At 50.3% G+C, this 23,918-nt stretch carries 19 protein-coding genes; 12 read left to right on the top strand and 7 right to left on the bottom strand.

The window, feature by feature from the left end:
- Positions 1-82: 82 nt before the first annotated feature.
- Complete coding sequence (locus BUQ98_RS09100; RefSeq protein ID WP_074213459.1) at positions 83-1,996, bottom strand: methyl-accepting chemotaxis protein; 1,914 nt, start codon at positions 1,994-1,996, stop codon at positions 83-85.
- Between the two features lie 573 nt (positions 1,997-2,569).
- On the opposite strand from BUQ98_RS09100, the gene acnB reads away from it, so the two are divergent.
- Positions 2,570-5,167, top strand: coding sequence for a bifunctional aconitate hydratase 2/2-methylisocitrate dehydratase (acnB, locus tag BUQ98_RS09095; RefSeq protein WP_074213458.1), 2,598 nt, complete (start codon positions 2,570-2,572; stop codon positions 5,165-5,167).
- A gap of 79 nt (positions 5,168-5,246) precedes the next feature.
- On the opposite strand, the gene BUQ98_RS09090 is transcribed toward acnB, so the two are convergent.
- Positions 5,247-6,386, bottom strand: a complete 1,140-nt coding sequence (locus tag BUQ98_RS09090) for a glycerate kinase (protein WP_074213457.1) — start codon at positions 6,384-6,386, stop codon at positions 5,247-5,249.
- A gap of 126 nt (positions 6,387-6,512) precedes the next feature.
- Here BUQ98_RS09090 and BUQ98_RS09085 point away from each other — a divergent pair, with 126 nt between their 5' ends.
- The 6 genes from BUQ98_RS09085 to BUQ98_RS09060 all read left to right on the top strand — a co-directional run bounded on the left by BUQ98_RS09085 (position 6,513) and on the right by BUQ98_RS09060 (position 12,718).
- The gene (locus tag BUQ98_RS09085) at positions 6,513-6,896 is read left to right on the top strand and encodes a YacL family protein (RefSeq protein WP_074213456.1); all 384 of its coding nucleotides are present in this window, start codon (positions 6,513-6,515) and stop codon (positions 6,894-6,896) included.
- Between the two features lie 313 nt (positions 6,897-7,209).
- Positions 7,210-7,548, top strand: a complete 339-nt coding sequence (locus tag BUQ98_RS09080; RefSeq protein ID WP_074213455.1) for a P-II family nitrogen regulator — start codon at positions 7,210-7,212, stop codon at positions 7,546-7,548.
- Positions 7,549-7,566: 18 nt separating this feature from the next.
- Positions 7,567-8,796 carry an ammonium transporter gene (locus BUQ98_RS09075; protein ID WP_074213454.1) on the top strand — a complete coding sequence of 410 codons (1,230 nt, stop codon included), beginning with the start codon at positions 7,567-7,569 and terminating at the stop codon, positions 8,794-8,796.
- Positions 8,797-8,959: 163 nt separating this feature from the next.
- A complete protein-coding gene (locus tag BUQ98_RS09070) occupies positions 8,960-9,976 on the top strand; it encodes a Fe(3+) ABC transporter substrate-binding protein (RefSeq protein ID WP_074213453.1) in 1,017 nt (338 codons plus the stop codon).
- Between the two features lie 61 nt (positions 9,977-10,037).
- Positions 10,038-11,669, top strand: a complete 1,632-nt coding sequence (locus BUQ98_RS09065) for an ABC transporter permease (protein WP_074213452.1) — start codon at positions 10,038-10,040, stop codon at positions 11,667-11,669.
- Positions 11,666-12,718 (top strand): ABC transporter ATP-binding protein, encoded by a 1,053-nt coding sequence (locus BUQ98_RS09060; protein WP_074213451.1) that lies wholly within the window; start codon positions 11,666-11,668, stop codon positions 12,716-12,718. Before BUQ98_RS09065 ends, BUQ98_RS09060 begins: the two co-directional genes overlap by 4 nt.
- A gap of 56 nt (positions 12,719-12,774) precedes the next feature.
- Here the strand turns inward: BUQ98_RS09060 and BUQ98_RS09055 are convergent, their stop codons facing one another.
- The gene (locus BUQ98_RS09055; RefSeq protein ID WP_074213450.1) at positions 12,775-13,380 is read right to left on the bottom strand and encodes a TetR/AcrR family transcriptional regulator; all 606 of its coding nucleotides are present in this window, start codon (positions 13,378-13,380) and stop codon (positions 12,775-12,777) included.
- Between the two features lie 350 nt (positions 13,381-13,730).
- On the opposite strand from BUQ98_RS09055, the gene hpt reads away from it, so the two are divergent.
- Positions 13,731-14,261 carry a hypoxanthine phosphoribosyltransferase gene (gene hpt, locus BUQ98_RS09050; RefSeq protein WP_074213449.1) on the top strand — a complete coding sequence of 177 codons (531 nt, stop codon included), beginning with the start codon at positions 13,731-13,733 and terminating at the stop codon, positions 14,259-14,261.
- 74 nt (positions 14,262-14,335) lie between these two features.
- On the opposite strand, the gene secF is transcribed toward hpt, so the two are convergent.
- From secF to can, 4 genes are all read right to left on the bottom strand, one after another.
- Positions 14,336-15,232, bottom strand: coding sequence for a protein translocase subunit SecF (gene secF / locus BUQ98_RS09045; protein WP_074213448.1), 897 nt, complete (start codon positions 15,230-15,232; stop codon positions 14,336-14,338).
- 12 nt (positions 15,233-15,244) lie between these two features.
- Positions 15,245-17,023, bottom strand: a complete 1,779-nt coding sequence (secD, locus tag BUQ98_RS09040; RefSeq protein WP_139294677.1) for a protein translocase subunit SecD — start codon at positions 17,021-17,023, stop codon at positions 15,245-15,247.
- A gap of 109 nt (positions 17,024-17,132) precedes the next feature.
- Positions 17,133-17,543 carry a hypothetical protein gene (locus tag BUQ98_RS09035; RefSeq protein ID WP_139294675.1) on the bottom strand — a complete coding sequence of 137 codons (411 nt, stop codon included), beginning with the start codon at positions 17,541-17,543 and terminating at the stop codon, positions 17,133-17,135.
- 57 nt (positions 17,544-17,600) lie between these two features.
- The gene (gene can, locus BUQ98_RS09030; RefSeq protein ID WP_074213445.1) at positions 17,601-18,272 is read right to left on the bottom strand and encodes a carbonate dehydratase; all 672 of its coding nucleotides are present in this window, start codon (positions 18,270-18,272) and stop codon (positions 17,601-17,603) included.
- Between the two features lie 213 nt (positions 18,273-18,485).
- On the opposite strand from can, the gene BUQ98_RS09025 reads away from it, so the two are divergent.
- The 4 genes from BUQ98_RS09025 to BUQ98_RS09010 all read left to right on the top strand — a co-directional run bounded on the left by BUQ98_RS09025 (position 18,486) and on the right by BUQ98_RS09010 (position 23,835).
- The gene (locus tag BUQ98_RS09025) at positions 18,486-20,141 is read left to right on the top strand and encodes a SulP family inorganic anion transporter (RefSeq protein WP_074213444.1); all 1,656 of its coding nucleotides are present in this window, start codon (positions 18,486-18,488) and stop codon (positions 20,139-20,141) included.
- A gap of 336 nt (positions 20,142-20,477) precedes the next feature.
- The gene (locus tag BUQ98_RS09020) at positions 20,478-22,130 is read left to right on the top strand and encodes a SulP family inorganic anion transporter (protein WP_074213641.1); all 1,653 of its coding nucleotides are present in this window, start codon (positions 20,478-20,480) and stop codon (positions 22,128-22,130) included.
- Between the two features lie 14 nt (positions 22,131-22,144).
- On the top strand, positions 22,145-23,068 hold the full coding sequence (locus tag BUQ98_RS09015; RefSeq protein WP_074213443.1) for an ABC transporter ATP-binding protein: 924 nt from the start codon (positions 22,145-22,147) through the stop codon (positions 23,066-23,068).
- On the top strand, positions 23,065-23,835 hold the full coding sequence (locus tag BUQ98_RS09010) for an ABC transporter permease (protein ID WP_074213442.1): 771 nt from the start codon (positions 23,065-23,067) through the stop codon (positions 23,833-23,835). The genes BUQ98_RS09015 and BUQ98_RS09010 overlap by 4 nt, the downstream gene beginning before the upstream one ends.
- The last annotated feature ends 83 nt before the right edge of the window (positions 23,836-23,918 follow it).

Genomic DNA, 23,918 nt, shown 5'->3' with positions numbered 1-23,918 from the left:
TATATCTGTCATGTACTTGGTCGTGAACAAAAAAAGCGGGCTAAGGCCCGCTTCGTACGTTAGTGGGTAGGATTACAATGGTTTAGAGTTTGAAGCTGCCTACCAGGGTATCAAGACGTTTGGAAAGATCGCGCAATGACTCACTGGCTTCTGCCATGGTATTGGCGGTATCCGCGGTTTGCTGTGAACTATGGTTAATCTCTTCGATATTTTGGTTAATATCGTTGACCACGGTCGATTGCTCTTCTGTCGCGGTTGCTACTTGCGTGTTCATGTCCGAGATTTGCACAATCTGCTCATTGATCGCATTCAGTGATTGTGAAGCCTCATCGGATGCATTCACCCCTTCCGCGGTCATAGTGCGGCTTTGCTCCATGGCTTGAACCGCATTGTGTGCTTCTGTCTGGAGGCGGTCGATCATGGTTTGTATTTCATCGGTTGAATCTGACGTGCGGCTAGCAAGGTTACGGACCTCATCGGCGACAACCGCAAAGCCGCGTCCTTGTTCACCTGCCCGTGCCGCTTCAATCGCCGCGTTCAGCGCCAGTAAGTTGGTTTGCTCGGAGATGCCGCGGATCACATCCAAAATACCGCCAATAGAATCGGTGTTTTCAGCCAGGGCGCTGATCACTTTCGACATGTTCTCCATGTCGTCAGCCAGGCTGGCGATGGTATCGCGTGCTTGGGTGACCACGCCTTGGCCACTTGCCGCATCATCAGAAGCTTGGTTGGCCGCACTGGCCGCATTGGCGGCATTGCCCGCAATCTCATTCACCGTGGCCCCCATTTCATTGATCGCGGTGACCACTTGAACGGTGCGATCACGTTGATACTCACTCTGCGACTGGGTGGCGCTGGCTTGTGACGAGACTTGCTCAGCCGCATTGCGAAGTTCCCCCCCGGTGCTAGCGACATCCGAAACGAGGCGATGGATTTTTTCCACAAAGCTATTAAAGCCAGAGGCGAGCTGACCAATTTCATCTTGGCTATGAATATCCACACGCTGACGTAAATCGCCTTCACCTTCCCCGATTTCACGGAACACATTGGCGACATATTGGATGGGTTTGGTGATGGTGGCAGCGAGCCAAACGGCAACCACGATGAAAATCAGGCCCACGACTAGCGACACCATCAGGATCTGGTTACGCGTTTCATTGAGGGGGGCGTAGACTTCTTCTGCGGGAACATCCGCGATAACAAACCAATCCATAGAAGGAACATAGCTCGACGCGAGTAACACGTCTTCGCCGTTAATACTGGTGTCTAGGAGGTTAAAGTCCCCTTTTTGCAGCAAGCTGCGGACTTGCGATCCATACACATCACTCAGTGTTTGTTCGCCCATCAGATTGGTATCACGGTGAAGCTGTACCAGACCATCAGCATTGACCAAGAAGACAAACCCTGATTGTTCGATTTTGAACTGATTCAAAAAGCGGGTCATATCTTCTAAGGAGCGAGAAAAACCGGCTAAGCCTTTGCCATTGAGCTGTTGAAAGTTGACGAACAGTTTGAGCTCACCATTATCTTCTTGAAACACTTGCGCCATGGTGGCATTGCCACTGTCGAGGAAGTTGTAAAACCAACCGTCCTTTTCTCGTGTTAATACGCGTAAAAAGCCATTCTGATTCCAGTACTGGCCCGTATTACGGTTGGCGATTGACGCGTCATTGAGGTCGTATTGGTCACGTAGCACGTTGAGTTGCTTCACAACACGCGCTTCTTCGGCCGATGTAATATCTTGGCTGATAATATCTAGCATCACCGGGTTTGAGGCCAGTTGGCGTGCGGCAGATTGGAGCTGGTTCACCTCACTATCAATGGTGTCTCTAAACTGGGTGAGGGTAGTGGGTAGTTCGTTTTCAAGTAGCCGTTTTTCCATGATATCGCGTGCTTGGCTTAAGCTCATATAACTGATGATTGCGGTAGAGGCGATCACCGCTGAGACAAACGCCAGCACGAGTTTCTGTTTTATCGTGAGTTGCTTTAGCTTCATGCCTTTCTCTCTATGTGGTCTATCACGCGCTATTTTGTATTCATCGAAAAGTTGACAAGTTAGCGTGACAAAAAAGTGACGATGTATATGGCACTAACGTCTAAGTTAGCAGAGTTGTATTCATCGTTTTTAATGTATCGGCGATGAGACGATAAAATTGAAGCCCTTTCCCATACTTATTGATGAAAACGACACTGGGTTCGCGATTTCAACACAAACCGATAAAAGTAAGGGCGTGCGTGTTGGCTATGTGCCCCCGCAGTCATACAGCGGTGATCACAGTGCTAAGATAAAAAAAGTTTATAATCAATGACAACGGCGACATCCATTGTGATCATTTCATTCAAGGGTAGGAATAGTGTGCTGCGTCACTGAAACCTAAGCCGTATGTTTCATAAAACGGGTAGATTTTAATTTTAGGTTAAAAATGCTATCCTCACGCAGCGGTTACGTGCTCGAACCCTCGTCTTGCTGGAAATTTGAATAAACTTCGCCGGATAAGCGTGATACGAGTACTAACACTTTCCAAGGATGTTGGGCCACACGGTCTGACCGAGAAAAGAGGAAATAGTCGTGCTTGAAGCCTACCGTAAACACGTCGAAGAACGTGCCGCTCAGGGTATTGTGCCTAAACCGCTGAACGCTGAGCAAACCGCCAGTCTGATAGAACTCTTGAAAAACCCGCCTGCTGGCGAAGAAGAAACCCTCGTTTATTTGCTGGAAAATCGAATCCCGCCAGGTGTCGATGAAGCCGCTTATGTGAAAGCAGGCTTTCTTGCCGCCCTTGCCAAAGGCGAAGCGCAATCACCCTTGATTAGCCCCGAGCGTGCCACTAAGTTGCTCGGTACTATGCAAGGTGGCTACAACATCGAGCCGTTAATCACCCTGCTCGATGACGACAAACTTGCCCCTATTGCGGCAGACGTGTTGTCTCATACCTTATTAATGTTTGATGCGTTTTATGACGTTGAAGACAAAATGAAAGCCGGGAATGCCTACGCCAAGCAAGTGATGGAATCGTGGGCGAATGCTGATTGGTATTTGGGCAAACCGCAAATTCCTGAAAAAGTGACCCTGACGGTGTTCAAAGTCTCGGGCGAAACCAATACGGATGATCTTTCTCCGGCGCCCGATGCGTGGTCGCGTCCGGATATTCCTTTGCATGCGTTAGCCATGCTTAAAAATGAACGAGACGGCATTCACCCGGATAAACCTGGTGACATTGGTCCTATCGAGCAAATGAAAACGCTGGAAGAAAAAGGCCATCCGCTGGTGTATGTTGGCGACGTGGTAGGGACGGGCTCATCACGGAAATCAGCCACTAACTCGGTTCTTTGGTTTATGGGCAAAGATATTCCGAATGTCCCGAACAAACGTTACGGCGGTTTTTGTTTGGGAGGAAAAATTGCTCCAATCTTCTTTAATACGATGGAAGATGCGGGGGCACTGCCGATTGAGCTTGATGTAAGCAAGCTCAACATGGGCGATGTGATTGACCTATACCCTGCCGATGGCAAAGTGTGCAAGCACGGCACTGATGAGGTGCTGTCTACGTTCCAGCTGAAAACCGATATCCTTTATGACGAAGTGCGTGCCGGTGGCCGTATTCCGTTGATCATCGGTCGTGGCCTAACCGATAAAGCACGAGAAACACTGGGTCTTGAACCGTCTGAGGTCTTCCGTCGCCCTCGTCCAGTGGCCGATTCCACCAAAGGCTTCACGCTGGCACAAAAAATGGTTGGCAAAGCTTGTGGGGTGAAGGGCGTGCGTCCTAACACTTACTGTGAGCCGAAAATGACCACCGTGGGTTCGCAAGATACGACCGGTCCAATGACGCGTGATGAGCTAAAAGACTTGGCATGCCTTGGCTTTACCGCTGATTTAACCATGCAGTCGTTCTGCCATACTTCGGCTTATCCAAAGCCGGTTGACGTCGAAACCCACCATACATTACCTGATTTTATTATGAATCGTGGTGGCGTCGCGCTACGTCCCGGTGACGGTGTGATCCACTCGTGGCTGAACCGTATGCTATTGCCTGATACCGTGGGGACGGGGGGAGACTCGCACACCCGCTTCCCGCTCGGGATCTCTTTCCCAGCCGGCTCTGGCCTGGTCGCGTTTGCTGCCGCCACTGGGGTCATGCCGTTGGACATGCCTGAGTCGGTTTTGGTGCGCTTTAAAGGCGAAATGCAACCTGGGGTCACCTTACGTGATCTGGTTCATGCAATCCCTTACTTTGGTATTCAGCAAGGGCTGCTGACAGTAGAGAAATCGGGCAAGATTAACGAATTCTCTGGCCGTATTTTGGAAATCGAAGGGGTTGAGCACCTCACCGTGGAGCAAGCCTTTGAGCTGTCGGATGCGTCAGCGGAGCGCTCTGCTGCCGGTTGTACCGTTAAGTTATCGCAAGACTCAGTGGCTGAATACCTCGAGTCTAATATTGTGATGCTTAAATGGATGATCTCGGAAGGCTATGGCGACCGCCGTACCATTGAGCGCCGCATTCAAGCGATGCAGCAATGGCTTGAGAGTCCAAACCTGATGGAAGCGGACAACGATGCCGAGTACGCACATGTGCTCGAAATCGATCTGGCTGACATCAAAGAGCCGATTTTGTGTGCACCGAACGATCCGGATGACGCTCGTACCTTGTCAGATGTGGCTGGGGACAGTGTGGATGAAGTCTTTATTGGCAGCTGTATGACCAATATTGGCCACTTCCGTGCTGCGGGTAAACTGCTGGATAAATTTGGGGGGAGCTTATCTACCCGTATGTGGGTGGCACCACCGACTAAAATGGACCGGGATCAGCTCACCGCCGAAGGTTATTACGGCATTTATGGTCGTGCAGGTGTGCGGATCGAAACGCCAGGATGTTCATTGTGTATGGGTAACCAAGCGCGTGTGGCAGAAAAATCCACCGTGTTGTCTACCTCGACGCGGAATTTCCCCAACCGACTAGGGACGGGGGCGAATGTCTATCTGGCGTCGGCAGAGTTATCTGCGGTTGGTGGGATCTTAGGTCGGATCCCCACCCGAGCCGAGTACCTGGAGTACGCCGAGCAAATTAATGCCACCGCCAGTGATACGTACCGCTATCTCAATTTCCATCGGATGGATGAGTACACCAAAAAAGCAGATGATGTGATCATTAAAGCCGCGGTATAACCGCCATTTACTCGTAGATTGACTGAAAGCGCCCCAATATTAGGGGCGCTTTTTTTTGCTCAGCGTTTGGGTAATCACGCTATGAGTGACCCGCTAATTGGATCATACGTGCAATGTTTTCACTGGTGCGCATGAGGTTTTTCTTGCTGTCCATCAGCGCGTCGCTTAATGCACAGGGGCCAGCTTGAATGGGGAAGATCGCTTTAATTCCTTGCTGGTAAAGCGATTCGCAATCGTCACCGACACTGCCGGCGAGCACGATGACGGGAGTGTGGTAAGAGTGCGCGATTCTGGCGATAGCGGCTGGTACTTTGCCGTGCTGGGTTTGCCCATCGATTCGGCCCTCGCCAGTGATCACCCAATCAGCTTCCGCTAGCAGGTGATGGGCATGCGTGCGTGAGAGCAACAGCTCGACGCCAGGTTCAAGTCGCGCGCCGAGTAACCCACCCAATGCCGCGCCAATTCCTCCAGCCGCACCAGCGCCAGAAAAGTGTGAAATTGACTGGCCCAGCTGTAAGTGGCAGATGCTAGCAAAGCGATGCAGATATTGTTCTAAAGTCCGGATATCCTCTTCTTGGGCACCTTTTTGCGGCCCAAAGACGGTCGTAGCTCCATGCGGGCCGCACAAGGGGTTATCGACGTCACAGGCGGCGGTGAGCGTGACGGTGTTAAGGCGTGGATCCAGTGCGCCAAGATCTACAGTCATCAGCGCCCCAAGGCCTTCACCCGTTGGGAGAATGGGGTTACCCGTGCCATCGAGGAGCTTTGCACCTAGCGCGGTGAGGATCCCGGCGCCGGCATCATTGGTGGCGCTACCGCCTAGGCCAATAATGATTTCGTCAATATCATGGTCAAGCGCGGTTCGTATCAGCTCGCCCGTTCCCAAACTGGTGGTATGGCGAGGATTTCGCTCGTTAAGCGGAATCAAGGGAAGCCCAGAGGCACTAGCAACATCGAGTACTGCAATGCGGTGCTCACGATTGATGATAAAACTGGCCGTCACGGGGCGAAAGTCAGGGCCGGTGACCTCACAATGAAAGCGCTCGCCGCCTAATCGTTCGAGAAAGCTTTGCGCAAATCCCTCTCCACCATCTGCCATGGGGAGCAGTGAAAATTGTGCGTTAGGTAGCACTGATGCCATACCTACTTGAATCGCTTGAGCAACGTGTGGAGCGCTAAGGCTCTCTTTAAATGAATCAGGCGCGATCACGATATGCATAAGCCTATCCTTTACTGCTTACTTTTATTCTATTTAAGTATGGTTGAAGTGATATTTTGATGACAGCTCTGGCTTGGCAATTTTGGCAAAAAGCCGGACAATAGCCTGCCAAATTTGGAGGTCAGTGTGGATTACGAATTTTCTCGCAACAGTTTTGATGACAGCTACCGGATTGTTTTTTCTATGGGGCATGAAGCCATGGGGCGTTGGTTATTGGATGAGCTCGGCACGGAGCTTACCCGAGTTACATCATGTCTACACGCATTACAGCAACTCAATTCGGAGCGGCAGTGGCGCGGGCATACGTTTACACTCACCGCTAACCGCGATGAAGTGGTCGTGATGGCCAATGCCATGCTGCAGCCAGCCTCAGACGAAGTGCAAGCCACGCTCAGCGAACAAGCGCTGGACTTTTATGATGAAGAAAGCTGCGCGGCATGTGGTTATCAAGACTTTTTAGAAATGCTAGAAGCTTACCAAGATTTCATTACTCGATACGGGCGGCGCTAAGCCGTCTCAGTGTTGATCCAGCAACGGGCACGTTAGCACGTGTATTGTTACGCGTGTCTCTTACGGACTAAATCGACTCCCTCGCGTTTTTCTTCTCTCCCTGCAACGTTTTGCTTTCTGTTCTCCCTTGGTGCAACGGAAAGCTGATCCTAGAAGCGTGCGCTGTCTTGGTGAATACCTCGCACTTATATGGTGCAAATTAATACTTTCACGACAAACCTGTTTCTAACTGATTGATTTAATGTGGGTTAAATATTGGCACGGCTCTTGATACCGACAGAGGGATGCAAACACAAGGACTCAGGAGAAGGATATGAAACTGATTAGCGCCATTATCAAGCCGTTTAAGCTTGATGACGTTCGTGAAGCGTTGGCCGATGCTGGTATTGATGGCATGACTGTCTCAGAAGTAAAAGGCTTTGGCCGCCAAAAAGGGCACACAGAGTTATACCGTGGTGCTGAGTATCAGGTCGACTTTTTACCCAAAGTCAAACTGGAGATTGCCGTTCAGAGCGAGAGTGTGGATGCCGTGGTTGAAGCGATTTCTAACGCCGCCCAAACCGGGAAAATCGGTGACGGTAAGATCTTCGTTTTTGATCTTCAGCAGGCGGTACGGATCCGTACTGGTGAGATGGATCTGGAAGCAATTTAATTACAGGGAGTAAAGACAATGGAACTGGTAAACACGGTGACAGAATTGCGCTACGCGCTCGACACCTTTTTCTTTCTTTTATCCGGCGCGTTAGTCATGTGGATGGCAGCAGGCTTTGCCATGTTAGAAGCGGGCTTAGTGCGCTCGAAAAACACCACTGAGATCCTGACTAAAAATATTTGTTTGTATGCCATCGCCTGTACCATGTATCTATTGGTGGGCTACAACATTATGTATGTAGACAACAGCGGCGGAGGCCTTGTGCCGTCTTTTGGTACCCTGATTGGTACCCAAGGCGCGGATGCTGACCACTCGCTTGAATCAGACTTCTTCTTCCAAGTGGTGTTTGTCGCGACAGCGATGTCTGTGGTGTCTGGTGCCGTTGCGGAGCGTATGAAGCTGTGGGCTTTCTTGGTCTTTTCCGTGGTATTGACTGCCGTGATCTATCCGGTTGAAGGCTATTGGACATGGGGCGGTGGTTTCTTATCGGAGGCCGGTTTCAGTGACTTTGCCGGTTCGGGGATTGTTCACATGGCGGGTGCCGCTGCGGCGTTATCAGGGGTCTTACTGTTGGGTGCGCGTCAAGGCAAATACAGTAAAAACGGCAAAATTAACCCCATTCCAGGATCTAACCTGCCACTGGCAACACTGGGTACCTTTATCTTGTGGTTTGGCTGGTTTGGGTTCAATGGTGGCTCACAGTTGATGGTGTCGGATTTTGAAAACGCCACTGCAGTAGGGCAAATCTTCCTCAATACGAATGCTGCCGCCGCAACAGGGGCGATTGCCGCTCTGCTTGTCTGTAAAACTCTATGGGGGAAAGCCGATCTGACCATGGTATTGAACGGCGCATTAGCCGGTTTGGTTGCCATTACGGCCGATCCACTGTCGCCTTCACCGGTGGCAGCGCTGATTATCGGTGCGGTATCCGGTACCATTGTCGTCTTTAGCATCATTGGACTGGATAAGGTGAAAATCGATGACCCTGTTGGTGCCATCTCTGTGCACGGTGTATGTGGTTTCTTCGGTCTGATGGTGGTGCCTCTGAGTAATACAGGCGCGACGTTTGGCGCGCAGCTATTAGGTGCGGCTGTGATCTTTGCTTGGGTCTTCGGTGCTAGCTTCATTGTGTGGCTGGTCTTGAAAAAAACCATGGGTATCCGAGTGACCGAAGAAGAAGAGATGTCGGGCATGGACTTACATGATTGTGGTATTGATGCATATCCCGAATTTGTCAGCGTGAAATAGCCACACGCCTAAGACACCGTTAAACTCTGAAACGAAACCTTACATTTTTCATGTCGGGTTTCGTTTTTTTTATGCTCAGCCATATTGAGTCGGGAATCATTAGTTGTATACTAACGAAACTGAGATTCGTTATCATTTATCATCATATTTAAGGACTGCCACGATGAAAAAACTACTGATTACCTCGGCTGTAACCGCAAGCCTACTGGGAGCTAGCGCAGCGGTCGCCTCCGAAGAAGTCAATGTTTACTCGTATCGTCAACCTTTTTTGATTGAACCTATGTTCGATGCGTTTACCGAACAAACCGGCATCAAGGTGAACGTTAAGTTTGCCAAAAAAGGCATGGCGGAAAAGGTCAAGCAAGAAGGCGAGTACAGCCCTGCCGACGTGCTTCTAACCGTTGATATTTCGCGTCTTCAAGAGTTGGTAAACCAAGATGTGGTTCAGCCTGTTAATAGTGAAGCGATCGATCAAAACGTGCCGGAGCAGTTCCGTGATAGTGACGATAAGTGGGTAGCACTGACAACACGTGCGCGTGCGGTATACTCTTCACGCGAGCGCGTGGGCAAGTTGGGCGATGATTTTGATTATCTTGACTTGGCAAAACCAGAATGGAAAGGCAAGATTTGTACCCGTTCAGGTAAGCATCCCTATAATGTCTCTCTTGTATCAGCCATTATCGAGAACCATGGTGAAACGAAAGCCAAAGAGTGGCTTGAAGGAGTAAAAGACAACCTCGCGCGTAAGCCACAAGGTAACGATCGCGCACAAGTGAAAGCGATTAAAGAAGGGCTCTGTGATGTGTCGCTAGGTAATAGCTATTACTTAGGTAAAATGCTGAACGACGAAGAGCAAACAGCGTGGGCGGAAGCGGTTTATCTAAACTACCCTGGCCAAAATACTCACGGTACGCATGTGAATGTGAGTGGTATGGCGATGGCGAAGTACGCACCGAATGAAGCAAACGCGCTTAAACTCATGGAATTTTTAACGTCAGACAAAGCACAGCAAATGTATGCAAAGGTGAACTTCGAAGAGCCAGTGAAATCTGGTGTTGAGAAGTCTGATCTGGTGGCATCATGGGGGGATTATAAACACGACCCTATGCCACTAGAGGCGATTGCTGATAACTATAGTCAGTCAGTGAAACTGCTGGATGAAGTTCAGTTCGATCTGTAAGCCATTGCATAGGGGTGAATCACCCCTATTGTCTTTCTCTGACGCCTTAATGTAGTAGGCCATGCGAGATAGATTACCCATTATAAAAACCAGCAGTTGGTGCATTGCCCTATTGCTGGTTTTGCCGATCTTAGCGATCTTTTATACCGCAGTTGGTGATACAGGTGATATTTTTCCTCATCTGTTTAGGACTGTGCTCCCCACTTATACCCTAAATACCACCCTTTTGGTGGCAGGCGTGGTCGCCATTGCCATGTTACTTGGCGTTCCCACTGCATGGATGCTGGCGATGTATCAGGTTCCAGGAAGTCGTCAATTACAATGGGCGATGGTGCTTCCTTTAGCGATGCCTGGCTATATTATCGGTTATATTTATACCGATTGGTTCGACTATGCAGGTCCATTACAGCGTGCTTTGCGTTACTTATTTGAGTGGCAGAGCGTGACCGATTATTGGTTCCCGGATATGCGCACCTTGCTAGGCGCGTGCTTTGTCTTAGCGTTGGTGTTGTATCCTTATATTTATCTACTCACACGTGCTGCTTTTATGGAGCAAAGTGTGACTTTGACGCATTCTGCACGTCTACTTGGTTGCTCTCCATTGCAGAGCTTTCGCCGTATTTCCTTACCGTTAGCTCGGCCCGCGATTGCAGTGGGGGCATCCTTAGTTGCTATGGAGGCGCTCGGGGATTTTGGTACGGTCAATTACTTTGCCGTTAGCACACTGACGACTGCGGTCTATGACACCTGGTTGAGTTATTCAAGCTTAACGGCGGCCGCTAAAATATCAGCGATGATGCTGGTGGCTATTTTCTTATTGATCAGTGCTGAACGTTATGGACGTCGCAAGCAAGCGCAATTTAGTCCGAGCTCCAGTAGTGATGCGATCGAGAAAATACCATTATATGGGTGGCGCAAAGCAGGTGTGGTGGCTTGGTGTTGGAGCATATTATCTCTAGCCTTTATCTTACCGCTGTTACAGTTGGTTATTTACGCTTGGCATTATTATGAAAAAAATGCCATCAGTGATTTTGCAACCTTTAGTTATAACAGCTTTTATACGTCCAGTTTGGCTGCTTTCATTGCGGTTGCCATTGCTTGGACGGTGAATGTTTATCGTCGTCTGCGTGGCCATGGCTTCAGTGTGACACCGATGCGTTTGGCTTCAATGGGCTACGCAGTCCCTGGAACCGTCTTGGCCATTGGGGTGATGTTGGTACTGACGCGCGGGGATCACTTGATCAATGATCTTGCTACGAATTATGGATGGGGCCGGCCGGGATTAGTGTTATCTGGCACCATGGTGGCACTGTTAACTGCGTTTGTTGTGCGTTTCAGTGCGGTCGCGATTGGCAGCATTGAGTCCAGCATGGCGAAGATCCCTCCCTCTCTCGACATGGCGGCCCGGACCATGGGATGTACCACAACCGGTGTGATTCGTCGTGTGTATTTACCCTTGATCCGTCGTGGCACCTTAATCGCGATGTTGTTGGTGTTTATTGAATCAATGAAGGAGCTTAATGCTGCTATTCTACTTCGCCCATTCAACTTTGAAACACTGGCCACCTATGTGTACAACTTTACCTCTGATGAGCACCTAGAGTACGCGGCATTACCGGCGATATTACTGGTAGTGGTAGGCTTGGTACCGCTAATCCTGATTAACCGATCATTGGAGCAGAAATATCAATGAAGTGTGCCCTGTCGATTGAAAACCTGACTTGTAGCTATAATGGCACGCCGGTCTTAAAGGCGTTGTCGTTGCAAGTCGCACCGGGAGAAATTGTTTGCTTGCTCGGGGCCAGTGGCTGTGGGAAAACCACCTTGTTGAAGGCGATGGCAGGTTTAATGCCACTATCGGCAGGGACGCTATCGATTGGCTGTAAAGTCATGGATAACGAGCATCACTCTGTTCCACCAGAGCAGCGTAATATTGGTATGATTTTTCAAGACTACGCTCTCTTTCCTCATTTGACCGTGGCAGAGAATATTGGATTTGGACTTTCACAGTTGGCCGCTCAAGCGCGAGCGAGCAAAGTGGCTGACATGCTTAAACTGGTTCATTTAACTGACCTTGGGGATCGTTACCCGCATCAATTATCCGGTGGTCAACAGCAACGAGTAGCGATTGCTCGGGCACTGGCTTATGAGCCGGATCTGTTATTGCTGGATGAGCCTTTTTCAAACATTGATACCCAGGTTCGTCATGACTTAATTGAAGAAATCCGACGCATCTTTAAGTCACAAGGGGTCACGGCAATCCTCGTTACCCACAGTCGTGAAGAAGCGTTTGCGTTTGCCGATAAGTTAGCTGTGATGAATCAAGGTCTGATCGAGCAGTTTGGTGACACCACTGAGGTTTACTATCAGCCTGCCAGCCGGTTTGTAGCGGACTTTCTCGGCCAAGGCTCCTATGTGCCTGTCACCGTCTCGGCGCAAGAGCAAATGCAGACGCCTCTGGGTCCATGGCCGCGCCCAGTACATTGTCATCCCGGTCCGCATTGGTGGTTGCTTCGCCCGCAATTTTTGAGTATCCGTGCTGATGCGCAAGGTGAGGGGCAGGTGCTTTCGCAGCAATTTATGGGTGACAGTAGTCGTTACACCATTGATATTCATGGGCAAAAATTATCGGTGCATGCGAGAGAGCCCTTATCCGTGGGCGAGAGGGTGAGGTTGAATATTCGCGCTCACGAGCCTGTCTTGTTTCATGATGGGCCGAGCTTTATCGATGGCGAGTGTTGATCGGTGAAGAACCAAAAAAGCCAACCGACGGGTTGGCTTTTACTGGGTTGCGCGAGTTAGCTCTGTTGGCACAATACATCAATGTAATTTTGGGCCATTGAGTTCAACGCGGCTTTATCTGGTTGCTGATGTGCTTGTAAAAACAGCACGTAGCAAACACCGGCCAACATACTGGCTAGTCGACGTGGCGGATGGCCATCAACCATCTCACCTTTTGCCATCCCGTGCTCAAACACGTGTTCGAACTGATCCATCGCGTCTCGGCTGCCTTTCACAAAGCGTGGCCAAATATCCTCGCGAATCGAGGTACTCCATTCAAACCAGACTTTCATCCAGGCTTTATCGGCGAGTGCTGTGTCGATAATCTGCGACGTGATGCAGTTTAGTGACGCCCGCATGGATTGATCCTGTGCGGTACACTCATTAATCAATGTAATGAAGTGCTTCTCCGTTTGAGCTAGGATCTCTTCCACTAAATCTTCCCGAGTCGGGAAGTAATTAAATACAGTGGCGACTGATACGTCTGCCATTTCTGCGATGTCCGCATGGCCTGCACGACCGATACCGCGTTTAGCAAAGACATCTAAGCCACAAGTTAATAACTGCTCTTTGCGGCGTTCGGGCGACAGTCGCGTCCTTGTTCTTTCATTTGATTGAGCCATCCTAAAACCTGCCAACTTATTTTTTTGGTTTGTACAAATTAATTATTGTTTGTGCTAACAATTTTCTTATTAGCGAAAATTGAGTTTATACCAGCTATTTGTCGCCTGACAACGTCTAGAGGCCTGATCTGGGCCGTAAAATGGTAATTTTGTCTGCAAAAAAAGTCACTCATTATTAAAAACACAGGCAGTCATTATTTTTTCTTATCAATCAGTGTGATAACCAACTAGTGTGTGGGTGCATTTGCGAGGAAAACTGTCTGGCTGGGATCCGCAATCGATTTAGTGCTAGACTATGCCACCTTTGTTAGTGACCTCCCTATCGTGGAGAGACAACCATCGGGGCAGATATGAAACACACCGTTGAAGTGATGATTTCAGAGCAGGATGTACAGGCGCGAGTAAAAGCCCTGGGTGCCGAGATCAGCGAACACTATAAAGACTCTTCAGAGCTCGTCTTAGTGGGGCTGTTACGCGGCTCGTTTGTTTTCATGGCGGATTTATGCCGTGCGATTGATATGCCACATGCAGTCGATTTTATGACAGCATCAAGTTACGGCAACAGTATGGAAAGCACACGGGATGTGCGAATATTGAAAGACCTAGATGACGATATCAAAGGCAAAGATATTCTCTTGGTCGAAGACATCATCGACACGGGTAATACGCTCAGCAAGGTCTGTGAGATCCTCTCGCTGCGTGAGCCAAACTCTGTCCGTATTTGTACCCTATTGGACAAACCAGAGCGTCGTGAAGTAGACGTTAAGGTCGATTGGCTTGGCTTTACCATTCCAGATGAATTTGTGGTGGGCGTTGGTATTGATTATGCGCAGAAATATCGCCATCTCCCGTATGTGGGGAAAGTGATTCCGCAGGATTAGCCAAGCGGTCATACGATAGATAAACCAAAAACCGAGCATCTGCTCGGTTTTTTTGTTTATGCCCCATCATTGAGTTAGTAGGCGCCTTCTCGCTCTGGTGCAGAGGCGCGCTGATAATGCGCGGGGGACAACCCCAGCATTTCTTGTAGACAAGACGCCACCGCGACCGATGACCAAGTGCCAGTGAGTACGCCAACAAAGAGCGTCAGCGCAAAGCCATACAAAGCATCGCCACCTAACACCAACAAACATCCGATGGTAAACAGCGTGGTGCCGGCGGTGATCAAGGTGCGCGAGAAAGTCTCACAGACCGCAATATTGGTGCTGATATACACACATTGATCCGGTTTGGCTCTAAGCACATCACGCAGTCGATCGCCGATCACAATAGAGTCATTGAGTGAATAACCAATAACGGCGAGGAGCCCGGCAATAACATTGAGATCCATCGGCACAGCCAGTATCGCCAGCAGGCCCAAGGTGAGGATCACATCGTGCACCAACGCCCCTACTGCCGCCAAGGCAAGGCGCCATTCAAAACGAATAGCCAAATAAAGCATGATAGCCAACGAAGCAACCAGCAGAGCCAACCCCCCTTGTTCAAATAGCACCTGACCCACTTGAGGGCCGACGACGTTCGCTTGAACTAAGGTGACGGGCATGGCGAGCGCGCTGCTGATTTGTGCGATCACCTGTTGCGGATCTTGCCATTGAGACGCATGAGGTAAAATGAGCTGCCACTGGCCATGAGTGGTGCTTGGCGTGAGTGTTGCCAACTCGCCAAACTGATGGTGCAGGGCAGCGATCAGTGTATCACTGCCAGCTAAGCTGGGTAGAGTGAAATCAATCACGATACCGCCAGTAAAGTCGATGCCCAAGTTGAGGCCATAAGAAGCAATCGCCCAGAGGCTGAGCACGGTGAGCAACCCCGATAGGGCGAAGCTGGCATAGCGGACTTGTGTAAGTTTCATAAACGTAGCTCCTTAAATGGTCACGGCGCGGCGGCGGTCGCGTCCCCAAATCGGGTTGATGATCGCTCGCGTGCCGACAATGCCGCTGATCATGCTGGCGCACAGTCCCAGAATCAGTGTGGTGGCAAACCCTTGTAATGGACCTGAGCCGACCGTATACAAGCAGACCGCGGAAATTAAGGTGGTGATATTGGCGTCAAAGATGGTGCTAAAGGCCGCTCGATAACCCGTATCAATGGCATTGGCTAGGCTTGCGCCAGCACGTAAGCGATCGCGAATACGCTCAAAGATCAGCACATTGGTATCGACCGCCATGCCCACGGTTAACACTAAGCCGGCGATGCCCGGTAGGGTCAACACTGCGCCGGGCAGCAGTGCGAGTAGGCCGACTTGCATCATCAAGTTGGCAACCAGTGAAACAATCGCGACCCAGCCAAAGCGGCGATACCAAAGCATCATAAAGAGAGCCATACCTATCATGCCAACGGCCAGTGCAGAAAATCCTGCCTTGATATTATCGGCGCCCAAGGTTGGACCAATCGCGCGTTCTTCAACGATTTTAATCGGCGCGGTGAGTGCGCCAGCACGCAGCAACATCGAGAGGTTACGGGCTTCTTCTGGGCTCGACAGGCCCGTGATCCGGAATCGATCGCTGAGCGCACTTTGAATTGTCGCGACGTTGATCACCCGTTCATTGGCAACCAGATCACCCTGCTTATTGGCTTGATACTCACGGTACACAGTGGCCATGGGATCGCCCAAGTGACGTCGGGTAAAGGCCAACATGGTCTCGCCACCGGGGCCATCCAAGCGAATATCAACTTGTGGACGACGCATTTCATCGACGCTTGTACGCGCATCAATAATGTGTTCCCCACCCAAAATGGCGTGACGTGCTAACGGCACCACATTGTGCTGTGCGTCATACAGGCGTTTCGGGCTTGTGGCATCGAGGGCATAGAACGCGAGTGAGGCTGTCGCGCCAATGACATTTTTGGCTTGCTTAGGATCGTGCACCCCGGGCAGTTCGATACGAATATAGTCTTTACCCTGACGTTGTACACTCGCCTCAGCCACGCCTAAAGCGTCGATACGTTTGCGAAGAATATCGATATTCTGACGCACAGCTTGATGACTCATCGCGTCTTGCTCGGTATCGGTCATCTGCCAGCCATTTGCGGCGCTATTGAATCGCCATTGCGGATAATGCTCGGTAAACCAAGCGCTGGCTTTGCTGCGATCGCTGGCACTGAGCATCGGCAATTGCACCGTGGTGTTATCTTTGGTGTTGACCGTGGCGCTAGCCGGTAAGTGCTGGCTGTCTAACCATAAGTTGAGGCCTTGTACTAACGCTTCGGCTTGATGGGCGAGTGCTTGGTCGGTATCAACCCAAAGCAACAATTGCACACCGCCGCGTAGATCGAGCCCTAGTTTTACCGGCTCGGCGCCGAGGCGCGACAGCCATGTGGGTGCTGCGGATAAATAATCGAGGGTGATTTCCGCGTCGGGTCCTAGAGTGCCTTTTAATTGCTGTTGTACGTTCTGTTGCTGGCTAATATCGGGCGTGATTAAGGTAACCGTCCCTTGCGAGTCATAACGCACTTCACTCACGGCCTCAGGATGGGCTTTAAGCCAGTTTTGTAGTCCCTGATGCGAGTGATGCGACACGCTCACCACTGGGTGGTCGCCAAAAAAGCTTGGTAACGCCTGCACGGTCAGGACGATCAACATCAGGACTAATGCGGCGTAGTGCCATAAAGAATACCGATTAACGGGGGATAATTTATTCATTCGTTCTCCTTGGCTGTGCATCACGCACAGCAAAGCCTAATACCGAGCGCCAGCTCGATATTGTAATTAGGGGTAAAGGCGCGAAGGCCTTCTTCAGGAAAGCGAACGGTTAACGCGAATGAATAAAGCGGTATTGCAGGTTGTGTTCTCGCCAGCCTCCGAGGCGGGGGAGTGAAAACGCAAGATACTGGCGTGGCAGACACACCCCAAGTACGCACAAAAAGGCAATCAAGTGCCAAGCAAGGCGAATGTGCGGGGGGTGAGTAATGGCGGCTAAATGTGGCGGCTGGGTATCGTCATCAGGTAACGCAGCAGGCAAGGCGACGCTGGCTCTCGCAGCCGAAAGCAGGGCCGGTGTGTGTTGCAGCGCATGGATTTGGCTACTTGGCTGAAATGGCGAAACATGAGATTGCACCACAGCATTCGCGATCACCGCAAACAGCATCACGCCCGCTATCAGCCACAAAAGTAGCGGAGAGCGGTGCGTGGTTGATGATGAAGCGTGCGCGTTCGGAGTCATGGCGGTGTTGTACGACGATCAGCCACTGATCACAAGTCTTACAGTGTCAGCACTCTGTCAATTATCACAGGGGACATGGGTAGCATCGGGTACTAAATGACTCATCGCCGCTTGATAGTTAATTTCAAGCGACTCTCGGCTATCGGCCGTCATCCCCAGATCACGCAATACCCCGTCGGTAGTATCGTAAAACCAGCCATGTACCTTCACATCTTGGCCGCGCTGCCATGCGGCGCGCAAAATAGTGGAATTGCCGAGGTGGTACACCTGCTCGGCAACATTGATCTCACAAAGTCGGTTACCACGTACCTGTGCCGGCAGTTGGCTTAGGTAGCTTTTATGCTTGAGATAGAGGTCGCGAATATGCAGCAACCAATTGTTAATCAACCCCAGCTCGGGGTTTTCTATCGCGGCGTGCACCCCGCCACAACCATAGTGGCCACAGACAATGATGTGTTTGATTTGTAATACATCGACGGCGTATTGCACCACTGATAGACAGTTTAAGTCGGTATGGATGACTTGATTGGCGACGTTGCGATGCACAAAGAGCTCGCCAGAGTCTAATCCTGTCAAACGCTCTGCGGGCACGCGGCTATCCGAACAACCAATCCACAAATATTCAGGGTGTTGCTCTTTAGCAAGATCGGCAAAAAACTGTGGGTTGGTATCACGAATGTCTTTTGACCAGGCTTTATTGTTGGCAAACAACGCTTTTATCTGGGCCATACTCACTCAGTCTGTTGGCAAAGTTATCATTTGCCACTATACCTCAATGACTGGATGTGAAATATACTGAGATCAATATTCACATTTTTTTACATCTATCACGCCCGATAGATCACGCTGTCTGTGTCTGATCCCACTGCTCGGATAGGTTAACGCGAGAAAATTCGTATACTGTTCGCTCCATCATGATCTTAACCGCAGTAGAGGTAGTGCGTGTTTGATAAAGGACGATTTGCACAACTGTCATTAAAGGGCGATCTGTTCGGCGGCGTGACGACTGCCATTATTTCATTGCCTTTGGCGTTAGCCTTTGGTGTCGCCTCTGGGGCAGGAGCTGAAGCCGGATTATGGGGGGCAATTTTAGTCGGGCTCTTTGCGTCGCTATTTGGTGGCTCGTCCACCCTGATTTCAGAGCCCACTGGCCCGATGACGGTGATCATGACGGCAGTTTTGACCGCCATGATGGCTCGCTATCCCGAAGGCGGCCTTGCCATGGGCTTTACGGTAGTGATGATGGCCGGCGCGTTTCAAGTGCTGATTGGTAGTTTACGACTGGGCAAATACGTGACCTTAATGCCCTATAGTGTCGTCTCTGGGTTTATGTCGGGCATCGGCGTGATATTAATTCTACTCCAACTTGCGCCGCTATTAGGGCAAGCTGCACCGTCAGGCGGTGTGCTAGGCACCTTAAAAGCCTTACCGGGTTTAGTGGTTAATGCCGACATGAAAGAAGTCTTCCTCGGCGCGCTCACGCTGGGGATTTTGTTTTACTTTCCTGCAAAATACCGCCGTTTTATTCCCGCGCAATTAGTGGCTCTTGTCAGTATTACCTTAGTGTCAGTTTTACTCTTTGATACTGAGAGCATTCGTCGTATTGGTGAGATCCCAACCGGCTTGCCGTCACTCGTGATCCCACATATTACCCCTGAGCACTTCACCGCGATGATCATTGATGCGCTGGTTTTAGGCACCTTGGGTTGTATTGATACGTTATTAACCGCGGTGATTGCGGACTCACTGACAAGGCAAGAGCATGATTCAGACCGTGAATTACGCGGACAAGGCGTAGCCAACATCATCGCGGGTCTGTTTGGTGCATTACCAGGAGCAGGGGCCACGATGGGCACCGTGGTGAATGTACAAGTGGGGGCGCGCTCACCACTCTCAGGCATCGTCCGCGCGGCCATTTTGGCGGCGGTGGTGCTAGTTGCGGGGGCGCTCACCGCACCGATCCCGATGGCAGTGCTTGCCGGTATTGCACTCTATGTCGGCTTTAATATTCTCGATTGGAGCTTTCTACATCGCGCCCACAAAATCAGCTTGCAGCAAACTGGTATTATGTACGGCGTGATGGCGCTAACGGTGTTTGTCGATTTAATTGTCGCGGTGGGGCTCGGGGTCTTTATTGCTAACTTACTGGTGATTGAGCGCTTAAGCCGCGAACAAGCGAAACAAGTGCGAGCGATCAGTGATGCAGAAGACGATGAAGTGCCGCTAAATGACGAGGAACGCGCCTTACTTGACGCCAGTTATGGCCAAGTCCTCTTTTTCTATTTGTCTGGCCCCATGATTTTCAGCGTCTCAAAAGCGATTGCGCGTCAGCATGCGCATATCAATGAGTTTCGCGTGATGATCTTGGATTTAAGCGACGTGCCCATGTTAGACATGACTGTTGGTTTGGCGTTAGAGAACGCCATTAAAGATGCACGTGAGGCTGATTGCACGGTATTTTTGTTATGCCCGCATAATGAAACGCGTGAACACCTGCAGCGCTTACACATTGGTGACTGGGTGAGAGAGGCACATATTTTTACGACCCGCAAACCTGCTCTTGAGGCGGCCAACCGCTTGGTGGAAGTGATGCCGTAGAGCGCTGCTCAATTTACCGAGCATACTCACGCGCTGGGGCTCGTCAATAGGTTTCGTTGACGAGTGCCATTGTCACCCTGCTTACCTAAGGCTCTAAGCACGTGTCTGATGCCAAATAACCGAAAACACGATCACTTAAATACAATGTATTTAGTGAATATTTGCCACGTTTCTCATCATTTTGCTCTTTTTGGTTGAAATCTAACCATGCGTTTTCCCACCTGATTTGATCTTACGCACATTCCTATATACTGGCGCGCGCATTGGGGGACCCCCGTGCCAGTAAGTAAAGCCGTCATGGCCAGTCACTGCATAAAACGTTAAGGATCAATGGGTTTGAAATTCGAACGATTCAAAAACTGGACCCTCAAAGGAGACCTGTTTGGGGGGGTAACGACCGCGGTGATTTCGCTGCCTCTGTCGCTGGCATTTGGGGTCGCGTCCGGCGCGGGGGCTGAAGCCGGTATGTGGGGAGCGATCCTTGTGGGGTTATTTGCTGCATTATTCGGTGGCTCCTCGACGCTTATCTCTGAGCCGACCGGCCCGATGACTGTCATTATGACCGCTGTGTTGACGACTATGGTGTCTCGTTATCCTGAGGGTGGGATGGCAATGGGCTTCACGGTAGTGATGATGGCTGGGCTTTTTCAGGTGATTTTGGGGACGCTTAAGTTGGGAAAGTATGTCACCTTGATGCCCTATAGTGTGATATCTGGCTTTATGTCGGGCATTGGCGTGATCTTAATTATCCTTCAACTTCCGCCGCTATTGGGGCAAACCACACCTGAAGGTGGCGTGTTGGGGACGTTAAAGGGGCTGCCGGATCTGATTGCGCATACCCAGCAAAGCGAGTTATTACTCGGCCTTCTGACGCTGGGCATCTTATTTTCGTTTCCGCAGCGCTATCGTCGCTATATGCCCGTGCAGTTAGTGGCGCTCGTTATCGTGACTTTGCTATCTATGTGGTGGTTCGATCTGGATGCGATTCGTCGAATCGGGGTGATCCCCACAGGGTTGCCAGCTTTAGTATTGCCGCAGTTCAATAGTGAGATGTTGACCACGATGATGGTCGATGCCTTGGTGCTGGGCACTCTCGGCTGTATTGATACGCTCTTGTCCGCAGTGATTGCGGATTCATTAACGCGCGAAGAGCATGATTCAGACAAAGAGCTGAGAGGGCAGGGATTAGCCAATATGATCGCGGGGTTATTTGGTGCCTTACCTGGCGCGGGTGGCACCATGGGCACGGTGGTGAATGTGCAAGTAGGAGGCCGATCGCCCTTGTCGGCCATTGTGCGTGCGCTCATTTTGGCAGCGGTGATCTTGGTCGCGGGATTTTTGACTGAGCCCATTCCGATGGCGGTGTTAGCTGGTATCGCGATTTATGTGGGGTTCAATATTCTTGATCGCACCTTTATCCAACGTGCGCATAAAGTCAGCCTTCATCAGACCGTTATCATGTATGGTGTGATGATATTGACGGTGCTGGTGGACTTAATCGTGGCCGTTGGTGTCGGTGTATTTATTGCCAATATTATTGCGATTGAGCACCTTAGCCGTGAGCAAGAAAAGCAGGTCAAAGCAATCAGCGATGCAGATGAAGATGACGTGCCATTGAGTGAGATGGAACGATCTTTATTGGACAGTGCTAACGGAAAAGTGTTGTTTTTCTACTTGTCAGGCCCAATGATATTCAGTGTCTCCAAAGCGATCGCACGTCAGCATAGCAAGATTGAGGAATTTGATGTCATGATCTTAGACCTCAGTGACGTGCCCATGATTGACATGACCGTCGGCCTCGCGCTGGAAAACGCGATCAAAGATGCAGTCGAAGCCCATTGCCAAGTTTTTTTGCTCTGTCCCCATCAAAAAACACGGGATCAGCTTGAGCGCTTGCATGTTAAAAATTGGCTTACCGATGATCATACTTTTGATAGCCGTTATGACGCACTCCGCGCTGCGCATCGGGTGACAGACGTCATGCTTTAAAAGAACGGGAGCTTATGAAAGCCATCGAAATCAATGAACTGGTCAAAACCTACGGGGCCAGTGTTAAAGCGCTAAAAGGTGTCTCGCTCTCCGTCGAGGAGGGCGATTTTTATGCGCTATTGGGGCCAAATGGAGCGGGAAAGTCCACCACCATTGGCATATTGAGCTCATTGGTCAATAAAACCCAGGGGCAGGTACGTATTTTTGGCTACGACTTAGACACGCAAAAGGTCGAGGCTAAAAAACAAATAGGTCTGGTTCCGCAAGAGTTCAACTTTAATCAATTTGAGAAAGTGGAACAGATTGTGGTGAACCAAGCCGGCTACTACGGTGTGCCACGTGCCGAAGCCAAAGAGCGCGCGAAAAAATACCTTTCGCAACTGGACTTGTGGGACAAGCGTCATGAGCCAGCGCGTAACTTATCTGGAGGGATGAAACGGCGTTTAATGATTGCCCGAGCCCTAATGCATGAGCCACGTTTGTTAATCTTGGACGAGCCTACTGCTGGAGTGGATATCGAATTACGTCGCTCGATGTGGGATTTCTTAACGCAGATTAACCGTCAAGGGATCACCATCATTCTTACCACGCACTACCTGGAAGAAGCTGAAACGCTATGCCGTAATATTGGCATTATTAACCGGGGGGAACTGGTCGAAAATACCTCAATGAAATCCCTGTTATCTAAGTTGGATGCCGAGACTTTTATTCTCGATTTACAGCCTGGGCACAAACTGAATGCCCTTGACGGGGTGAACTGGCAAAAAACGGATACCAACACCCTAGAGGTGGAAGTGAGTAAATCTGTTGGCCTAACTCCGGTGTTTGACCAGTTATCACAGCAAGGGGTGCAGGTGCTGTCGATGCGAAACAAAGCAAACCGCTTAGAAGAGTTATTTGTGACGTTAATTCAGCAAAACGGGGAGGCACGCGTATGAATGCCTTGTATTGGGTGGCGTTTCGAACCCTTATTCACAAAGAAGTGGCACGCTTTACACGGATTTGGGTGCAAACCTTGGTCCCGCCAGCGATTACCATGAGCTTATACTTCATCATTTTCGGTAATTTGATTGGTTCGCGGATTGGCCAGATGGAAGGCTTCAGTTACATGGAGTATATCGTTCCAGGCTTGATCATGATGTCGGTGATCACCAACTCCTACTCCAACGTGGCGTCATCTTTCTTTAGTGCCAAGTTCCAGCATAATATCGAAGAGTTATTGGTGGCACCTATCCCTCATTATGTGATTATTGCTGGCTACATCGGAGGGGGCATGTGCCGTGGGTTAGCGGTGGGCGCGTTAGTGACGATGACGTCTTTGTTCTTCGTTGATTTACACATTGCACACCCGTTGATCGTGATCGCTACCGTGGTGCTGACCTCGGCCGTGTTTGCCTTAGGTGGCCTGATTAACGCAATTTTCGCCAAGACCTTTGATGACATTAGCATGGTTCCCACCTTCATATTGACACCACTGACGTACTTGGGCGGGGTCTTTTACTCGCTCTCTCTGTTGCCTGAATTCTGGCAGGGTGTATCGAAGATGAACCCAATTGTGTACATGGTGAACGCCTTCCGTTACGGCTTTTTAGGCGTATCAGATGTGGGCATTATGACGTCATTTGGCGTGCTATTGCTGTTTATTATCGGTTTGTATGCACTGGCTTGGGGATTGATTTCTAAAGGCACAGGCCTGCGGAGTTAACGACCTCACCGGGCGTGTGCTAAAAAGCCCCAGCCATGTTGGTTGGGGCTTTTTATTACTCGCTGTTCGGATAGAAGCGTCTA

It is taken from the genome of Salinivibrio sp. ES.052 (assembly GCF_900141775.1).
In the GTDB taxonomy this organism is placed as follows: domain Bacteria; phylum Pseudomonadota; class Gammaproteobacteria; order Enterobacterales; family Vibrionaceae; genus Salinivibrio.
The sequence above is the reverse complement of the archived record's forward strand: the minus strand, read 5'-3'. Positions and strand labels throughout refer to the sequence as shown.